Source organism: uncultured Propionibacterium sp. (assembly GCF_963539965.1).
Classification (GTDB): Bacteria; Actinomycetota; Actinomycetes; order Propionibacteriales; family Propionibacteriaceae; genus Propionibacterium.
Genome location: NZ_CAUTOU010000025.1, coordinates 22,078 through 29,236, shown reverse-complemented (window position 1 = coordinate 29,236; position 7,159 = coordinate 22,078). Strand labels below are relative to the sequence as shown.

General features: G+C 71.9%; 9 protein-coding genes. 4 read left to right on the top strand and 5 right to left on the bottom strand.

Annotation, left to right across the window (positions count from 1 at the left end; all coding sequences use genetic code 11):
- The first annotated feature begins 274 nt into the window (after positions 1 to 274).
- From R2N01_RS06080 to R2N01_RS06070, 3 genes are all read left to right on the top strand, one after another.
- Positions 275 to 1,024 (top strand): methyltransferase domain-containing protein, encoded by a 750-nt coding sequence (locus tag R2N01_RS06080; RefSeq protein WP_316669489.1) that lies wholly within the window; start codon positions 275 to 277, stop codon positions 1,022 to 1,024.
- Between the two features lie 148 nt (positions 1,025 to 1,172).
- Positions 1,173 to 2,450 carry a Na+/H+ antiporter NhaA gene (nhaA, locus tag R2N01_RS06075; protein WP_316669487.1) on the top strand — a complete coding sequence of 426 codons (1,278 nt, stop codon included), beginning with the start codon at positions 1,173 to 1,175 and terminating at the stop codon, positions 2,448 to 2,450.
- 117 nt (positions 2,451 to 2,567) lie between these two features.
- Entirely contained in the window at positions 2,568 to 3,047 is a 480-nt protein-coding gene (locus R2N01_RS06070) for a phage holin family protein (protein ID WP_316669485.1), read from the top strand.
- A gap of 102 nt (positions 3,048 to 3,149) precedes the next feature.
- On the opposite strand, the gene R2N01_RS06065 is transcribed toward R2N01_RS06070, so the two are convergent.
- Positions 3,150 to 3,416 carry an HPr family phosphocarrier protein gene (locus R2N01_RS06065; protein ID WP_316669484.1) on the bottom strand — a complete coding sequence of 89 codons (267 nt, stop codon included), beginning with the start codon at positions 3,414 to 3,416 and terminating at the stop codon, positions 3,150 to 3,152.
- Between the two features lie 200 nt (positions 3,417 to 3,616).
- Between R2N01_RS06065 and ptsP the strand changes: the two genes are divergently transcribed.
- Complete coding sequence (gene ptsP / locus R2N01_RS06060; RefSeq protein WP_316669483.1) at positions 3,617 to 5,302, top strand: phosphoenolpyruvate--protein phosphotransferase; 1,686 nt, start codon at positions 3,617 to 3,619, stop codon at positions 5,300 to 5,302.
- A 54-nt stretch (positions 5,303 to 5,356) separates the two neighbouring features.
- On the opposite strand, the gene R2N01_RS06055 is transcribed toward ptsP, so the two are convergent.
- Genes R2N01_RS06055 through R2N01_RS06040 form a run of 4 tightly spaced genes read right to left on the bottom strand, consistent with a single transcriptional unit; the run spans position 5,357 to position 7,088 of the window.
- The gene (locus R2N01_RS06055; protein WP_316669482.1) at positions 5,357 to 5,710 is read right to left on the bottom strand and encodes a S4 domain-containing protein; all 354 of its coding nucleotides are present in this window, start codon (positions 5,708 to 5,710) and stop codon (positions 5,357 to 5,359) included.
- Positions 5,711 to 5,755: 45 nt separating this feature from the next.
- Positions 5,756 to 6,451 carry a CoA pyrophosphatase gene (locus R2N01_RS06050; protein ID WP_316669481.1) on the bottom strand — a complete coding sequence of 232 codons (696 nt, stop codon included), beginning with the start codon at positions 6,449 to 6,451 and terminating at the stop codon, positions 5,756 to 5,758.
- Entirely contained in the window at positions 6,448 to 6,903 is a 456-nt protein-coding gene (locus R2N01_RS06045; RefSeq protein ID WP_316669480.1) for a RidA family protein, read from the bottom strand. The genes R2N01_RS06050 and R2N01_RS06045 overlap by 4 nt, the downstream gene beginning before the upstream one ends.
- Positions 6,900 to 7,088 (bottom strand): DUF4177 domain-containing protein, encoded by a 189-nt coding sequence (locus tag R2N01_RS06040; RefSeq protein ID WP_316669491.1) that lies wholly within the window; start codon positions 7,086 to 7,088, stop codon positions 6,900 to 6,902. The genes R2N01_RS06045 and R2N01_RS06040 overlap by 4 nt, the downstream gene beginning before the upstream one ends.
- Positions 7,089 to 7,159: the final 71 nt, after the last annotated feature.

Sequence of the window (7,159 nt, the reverse complement as noted above, 5' to 3'; positions counted from 1 at the left end):
CGACGGGACCGCGGGGCGGCGCGCCCGCCCCTGCGCTCGTCACCGCCCTGCTCCCCGCCGCGGGGACGCCAAGCGTCCCGCGCGCGCCCCTCCCGCTCATCGCCGGGCCCGGCCTGCACTGGTGCTGCCACTGCTCTCATGCCTGCAGTGTGTTCAGCGGACCACGGATTTTCCGCCGGTCCACGGATCTGTGGACAACCGCTTCCGCGGACGGGCGGCCGTCCGGGCCGCGTCTCCCGGGGCACGGACGGAGGACCGCCCTAATATGGGCGCCATGTCGTCCTCTGGTCCCCGCTTCCCGGCTCAGGCGCTGAGCTGGCTCACCGGCGAGCGCACCGACAGCAGGGTCCTGGCCCTGTCGGACGCGGCCGGCCTGCCCCGCCGGATCGCCGCGGCCGGCAATCGGGTCTGGTGCCTCGGAAGCGGCCCCGACAAGGTGCGGCGCCTCGGCGATGTACCGGGCGTCGAGCCGCTGGCGGCCACCACCGCCTCGCTGCCCTTCGACGCCTGCCAGTTCGACGCCGTCCTGGCCCACCAGATGCTCCACCTGCTCACCGAGAAACCGCACGTGTCCGAGATGGCGCGCGTCCTGCGCCCCGGCGGCTGGGTGGCGGCATCTTATCTCGTACGCGACGACTCGGTGCCGTGGGTGCGCCGCCTCATCTCGCTGATGCGCGGCATCGACCCCGAGGCGATGAGCGCCGATCTGGGCGCCGGCTCCATCGGGACCCTCATCGACCACAAGTACTTCCCGCGCTGCGAGCAGCGGGACTTCCGGCTCTGGGTGCCGGTGATCCGCCCGGCCCTCGTCGGCATGGCGGCCCGCCTGCCCGCGGTGGCCGCGCTGGCCGAGGACGAGCGCCACCGCGTCCTGCTCGGCGTGGGGGCCATCTACGACGGGGCCTCGGCCGGAAGCGAGCTGCGCCTGCCCTACCACCTGACCTGTCTGCGCGCCTACGTCGACCACGCCGAGATGACGACGCCGATCCAGCTCGGAGAGGACGCGCTGATCATCCCCCTGTGACCCGGGCCCCACCGCCCGGGACGTCCCGGGGGAACGGCCGCCGGGGGCGCCGCGGGCCGGGGTGGGCGCGCACGCTAGAATCGTCGGGGGCGAGTCGGGAAGTCTGGTCGACGCCGAGGCCCGATCCGTCTACGCGAAAGCTGGCTCGATGACGAAAACCGCTTCTCAGCCCGCGCGTCGTGCGCGCCGCATCAACCCGGACAACTTCCACCTCGGCGAGGTCCTGCGCGCCAACACCACCGGCGGCGTCCTCATGCTGATCGCCACCGTGATCGCCCTGGTCTGGGCCTTCGTCGGCGAGCACGGCTACGAGTCCTTCGTCGAGTACCCGATAGGCCCGTACACGGTCGCCGAGTGGGCCTCCGACGGCCTGCTGACCGTTTTCTTCTTCATCTCCGGCCTGGAGCTCAAGCGGGAGTTCACCGAGGGCAGCCTGCGCCGCCCCGCCGACGCCATGGTGCCGATCATCGCCGCGGCCTGCGGCATGGCCGGCCCGGCGCTCGTCTTCATCGTGATCAACACGGCCGAGGGCGGCGCCATCCACGGCTGGGCCGTCCCGGTCGCCACCGACATCGCATTCGCCCTCGCCGTCCTGGCGGTGGCGGGCAAGCACCTGCCGCCGGCGCTGCGCGCCTTCATGCTCACCCTGGCCATCGCCGACGACCTGGGCGGCATCATCGTCATCGCCGTCGTCTTCAGCACCGACCTGTCGTTCGCATGGCTGGCCGGCGCGGTGGCCTGCATGCTCGCGTGGTGGATCCTCCAGCGCAGACGCGTCGACAACGGCTGGATCTACCTGCCGATCTTCCTCGTCTGCTGGTACTGCATGCTCCACTCGGGCGTGCACGCGACGATCGCCGGCGTCGGCCTGGGCCTGCTCACCCGCAACACCCCCGAGGCCCTCAACGAGCCGCTCGACCGCTGGCAGCACGCGCTCGACCCGTGGTCGGCGGGCTTCGTCGTGCCGATCTTCGCGCTGACGAACGCCGGCGTGCACGTCGACGGGCAGCTGTTCGTCTCGCTGTGGACGGACCCCGTCCCGCTGGGCATCATCGCCGGGCTGGTCGTCGGCAAGTTCATCGGCATCTTCGCCGGCAGCTGGTTGACCGTCCACCTGTCGAGGGCCAGGCTCGGCGACGGTCTGACGTGGGGCGACATGCTGGCCGCGGCGGAACTGGGCGGCGTGGGTCTGACGGTGTCGCTGCTCATCGCCCATCTCAGCTTCATCGACGATCCCGGGGTCTACGACGAGGCGAAGACCGGCGTCCTGATAGGCAGCTTCATCTCAGCGGTCATCGCCGTCGTCCTGCTGCAGTGGCGCACCGCCGTCCACAAGCGGATGCGCCGCGAGAAGGCGCTCGCCGCCGAACGCGCCCGCCAGCAGGCCGCCGTGACCGCACCGGCCGCCGGCGTCCCGAGCACCTGACCAACCCGTTGCCGGACGCCGGCCGGTCATTCCACATCGCGCCTCGTTCACCGCAGGACATGCCGACCCGTTACGCTCTTGTCTAGCGAGCACCATCTTCACAGTTCGGAGGAAACCATGGCTGAGCATTCTCGACTCGGGGATCACATCTCCAGCATCAAGAATGGTGTTCCGCAGATGATCTCGGGCATCAAGGAGCTGGCCAGGGCGGAGATCGTCCCGTCCGCCAAGCACGCCAGCATCGGCGGCGCCGGCGTGGGCGCGGTGGCGGCCTTCGGCCTGTTCCTGCTGCACTGCCTGCTGTGGGCCGCCGTCTTCGGCATCGCGGTCTTCTTCCACTCCGTCGCCGGCTTCGGCTGGTTCGGTTCGATGGCCTTCGCCTTCCTGACCCTGGCCGCCGTCTCGCTGATTCTCATGATCGTCTTCGGCCTCATCGCCGTCCTGCAGTTCCGTCAGGTCAGGGCCCCCACGGCCACCATCGCCGAGGCCAAGGCCTCCATCAGCTCGCTGTCGAACGCCGTCGCCGAGGGCGTGTCCGAGGCCGAGCGCGGCGTCATCGACCGCCATGGCGACGACACGGTCACCTACGTCGGCTGAGCCCTTCCCGTCCGAGACCGAACGCAGGTGGGGCCGTACCCGGAGGTACGGCCCCACCATTCCGTGTTCGCGCGTTGCCCCTCACCGGCCGGTGAGCACGGCTCAGGCCTGGTCGAGATCCTGTTCGATGAGCGCGGCGATGGCGTCGACGGCGGCGGCGTCATCGGACTCGACGTGAACGGTGGCGCCCTTGCCCGCGCCGAGAGTCATGATCATGAGCGGCGAGGCTGCGTCGACCCCCTCCTCATCGCCACCCGGGATCGACAGCAGAATCTCGTCGTCGAACTCGCCGGCCTTCTCCGCGATCAGCGCCGCGGGACGGGCGTGCAGGCCGACCGAAGAACCGACGACTGCATCTTTGCTGGCCATAGGACGTTCCCTTCCTCGAAGAACAGAAACAGATATGAGGGATTGTCCCACACACCGCAAGAACTTGGAGGGCTTCTCAGCCCGGAGACTGGGCACCCTGGGAGAGAGGCCCCGGACGTGCCAGACTGGGACCATTCGTCTGCCCCGGTGTCCTCGCACAGGTGCGGGGACGCGTCATCGGGGAGTGCAGGAGGAGAGCCATGGCCCAGGCCGAATCACTGACAATCACCGGCACCGGAGTGGTCGCCGGCGTCGCCTACGCCCCCGTGAGCCGCGTACAGCCGCGCCCGCAGCTGCCCACCGAGGGGACGATCGACGAGAGCGAGCAGCAGGCCGAGATCGATCACTTCGCGCAAGCCATCGTGGCGGTGCAGAACCACCTGCTCGACAAGGCCGAGCGTGTCACCGGGAACGCCGCCGAGGTACTGCGCGCCACCGCCGAGCTCACCGCCGATCGCGGCCTGTCGCGGTCGGTGAGGAAGCTCATCAAGCAGAACGAGACGGCCGAGTGGGCCGTCGTCCAGGCGGTCGACAACCTGGTCACCCAGTTCGAGCGCCTCGGCGGCCTGTACGCCGAGCGCACCACCGACCTGAAGGACATCCGCGACCGCGTCATCGCCGAGCTGCGCGGCGAGCCCGCACCGGGTGTGCCCGAGCCCAGCGAGCCCATCGCCCTGGTCGCCGAGGATCTCGCCCCGGCCGACACGGCGGGCCTGGACCCCGAGTTGACCGTTGCGCTGGTCACCGAGGCCGGGGGCAAGACGAGCCACACCGCGATCATCGCCCGTCAGCTGGGCATCCCGTGCATCGTCGGCACCGGCAAGACCGTCCGCCAGATCAAGAACGGCACCCTGGTGCTCATCGACGGCGGGGCCGGCACGGTCGTCTCCAACCCCGATCCGGCCAGGGCCGAGGCCGCCGTCGCCGAGTCCGCCGAGTACCGGAACCGGGTGCGCGCCTGGCGGGGCCCGGGACGGACGAGCGACGGCTACGGCGTCGAGCTGCTGGCCAACGTGGGCAACGGCGAGGCGGCGGAGAAGGCCGCCGCGGGCGAGAGCGAGGGCGTGGGCCTGTTCCGCACCGAGCTGTGCTTCCTGTCGGCCCCCGCCGAACCCGGCATCGACGACCAGGCCGCGATCTACCGCGCCGTGCTCGCGCCCTACGCGGGCCGGGGCGGCCACACGCACGTGGTCATCCGCACGCTGGATGCCGGCTCCGACAAGCCGCTGGCCTTCGCGAACTTCGAGGCCGAGGAGAACCCGGCCCTCGGCGTGCGCGGCCTGCGCCTGGCCACGGACAATCCCGACCTGCTGGCCCACCAGCTCGACGCGATCGCCGCCGCGAGGTCCGGCCTCGACATCGACGTCTGGGTGATGGCCCCGATGGTCGCCACCGTCCCCGAGGCCCGTGACTTCGCCAAGGCCTGCCGGGATCGCGGCCTGTGGCCGGGCGTCATGGTCGAGGTCCCGGCCGTCGCGCTGAATGCCGACCAGGTGCTCGCGGAGGTCGAGTTCTTCTCGATCGGCACGAACGACCTGACGCAGTACGCGATGGCCTCCGACCGCCTGTCGCCGCACCTGGCGTCGCTGAACGACCCGTGGCAGCCGGCGGTCCTCAGACTCATCGAGATGGCCGCCCAGGCCGGTCTACGCGCCAACAAGCCGGTCGGCGTCTGCGGCGAGGCCGCTGCCGACCCGCTGCTGGCCTGCGTACTCGCCGGCCTGGGCGTCACCTCGCTGTCGATGGCCTCCCCCGCCCTGCCCGCGGTCGGCGTCCAGCTCGGCGACGTGACGATCGAGCAGTGCCGCCGGGCCGCCCAGGCCGCTGTCTCGGCCCCCGACGCGGTGAGCGCCAAGGCCAAGGCGGCCACCGTCCTCGGCGCCTGAGGCGCCATTCCCGGACGGGACCGGATCCCGTCCGGGAATGGGCTCGCCGCGGGGTCAGCGGCCGCGCAGCCGCTCGATCTCGCGGCGGTCCTTCTTGGTGGGCCTGCCGGACCCCCGTTCGCGCCGGGCCACCGGATTGGCCAGGTGAGCGGGCCGCTCGGGGGACAGGTCCCGGTAGGCGGCCTGGGCGATCTTGGCGCCGACGCGCTTGTCGAGCAGCCGGACGACCTCGAACCTGCGGTCCCAGCCGGGGGTGCGGACCGTGACGATGTCGCCGGGACCGATCTGCTGGGCGGGCTTGACGGGCGCGTCGTTGCAGCGGACGTGGCCGCCCCTGACGGCCTGCGTGGCCATGGTGCGGGTCCGGTAGATGCGCACGCTCCACAGCCACACGTCGATCCTGGTCATGGCTCCACAGTGGCGCGGCGGGCCCGGACGAGTCAAAGCGGCTCCTCAGCGCCGGTCCGAGCTGAACCGTTCGGGCACCTCGACGACGCGGCCGGCGTCCCACGGGCGCTCCCAGCCGCCGATGCGCAGCAGCAGATCGGTGAGGAGGGCGGTGAAGCCCCACAGGAACAACTCGCCGAGCCGCCATGCCGGACCGATCGTCCGGCCGGCACGGCGGGCACTGACGCGTCCGGCCGGGTCGGCGAGGACGCTGACCGGCCAGGTGCGGATGCTCGCGACCTCGTGCGGGTCGCCGGGCGCGAGAACGGCATCGGCACGCCACCAGCCGACGACCGGGACGACGTCGAACCCGGTGACGGAGAGACTCACGGCGGGCATCGCGCCGAGCACGTGCACCGCGTCCGCGTCGAGACCGATCTCCTCATTGGCCTCCCGCAGGGCGGTGGCCACCGCGTCGTCGTCGACGCGCTCGGCACGGCCACCGGGGAACGAGAGCTGCCCGCCGTGGTTGCGCAGACCGGCTGCCCGCTCGGTGTAGACGAGGCTCGGATCGGGTCCGTCGGAGAGCAGCAGGAGCACCGCCGACGGGCGACCCCGTCCGCGGGCGCGCCAGCCCGCGGGCAGCAGGTCGGCGGTCACGGGATCGGCGAGGGCCCGCGTCAGCCCACCGAGCGCGGGCGGCACCCGGGCGCAGCCCCGCTCGGGCGTCGGTGCGGGGCCCGCCGCCGGCTCGTCGCTCACAGGCGGGCGACCAGCTCGACCTCGACCGAGGCGTTCCCGGGCAGCACCGCGACGCCGACGGCACTGCGGATGTGGCGGCCCTCGGCACCGAAGATCTCGGCGAGGACGTCGGAGGCGCCGTTGGCCACGGCGGCCTGCTCGGTGAAACCGGGCGCGCTGGCCACGAAGACGGTGACCTTGACGATGCCCTTGACGGCATCGATGCCGCCGGCGGCATCGGCCGCGGCGGCCAGGGCGTTGAGGGCCGAGACCCGGGCGGCGCCCTGTGCGGCGCCGACATCGACCTGCGAGCCGACGAGGCCGGTGATCAGGCCGTCGGCGGTGAAGGGGATCTGCCCGGAGGTCTGGACGGTGTCGCCCCTGCGGATGGCCGGAACGTAGGAACCGACGGGCGAGGCGACAGGGGGGAGGGCCACGCCGAGCTCGGCGAGGCGCTGGGACGGCAGGCTCATGGCCTCACCGGTCTCTTGAAGAAGCCGACGTAGCTCACGGCGGCGGGCAGGCCGTCGTCCGTCCGGGCGGTCTCGGGACCGGGCACCAGCTGGACGAGCTCCCAGCCGTCGGCGCCGAAGTTGTTGAGTATCTGCTGGGCGACATGGCTGAGGATGGGAGCGGTGAAGTACTCCCACCTCGTCACGTCGGCGGTGCCCCTGTCAGGCATTGGCCCCCCTGTTCTCCGTTCCGCGGGGCGCCCGGTCGGCGCCGGGC

Coding starts and splice junctions, on each gene's coding strand:
- R2N01_RS06080 (WP_316669489.1), top strand. CDS start 275: ATGTCGTCCTCTGGTCCCCGCTTCCCGGCTCAGGCGCTGAGCTGGCTC.
- nhaA (WP_316669487.1), top strand. CDS start 1,173: ATGACGAAAACCGCTTCTCAGCCCGCGCGTCGTGCGCGCCGCATCAAC.
- R2N01_RS06070 (WP_316669485.1), top strand. CDS start 2,568: ATGGCTGAGCATTCTCGACTCGGGGATCACATCTCCAGCATCAAGAAT.
- R2N01_RS06065 (WP_316669484.1), bottom strand. CDS start 3,416: ATGGCCAGCAAAGATGCAGTCGTCGGTTCTTCGGTCGGCCTGCACGCC.
- ptsP (WP_316669483.1), top strand. CDS start 3,617: ATGGCCCAGGCCGAATCACTGACAATCACCGGCACCGGAGTGGTCGCC.
- R2N01_RS06055 (WP_316669482.1), bottom strand. CDS start 5,710: ATGACCAGGATCGACGTGTGGCTGTGGAGCGTGCGCATCTACCGGACC.
- R2N01_RS06045 (WP_316669480.1), bottom strand. CDS start 6,903: ATGAGCCTGCCGTCCCAGCGCCTCGCCGAGCTCGGCGTGGCCCTCCCC.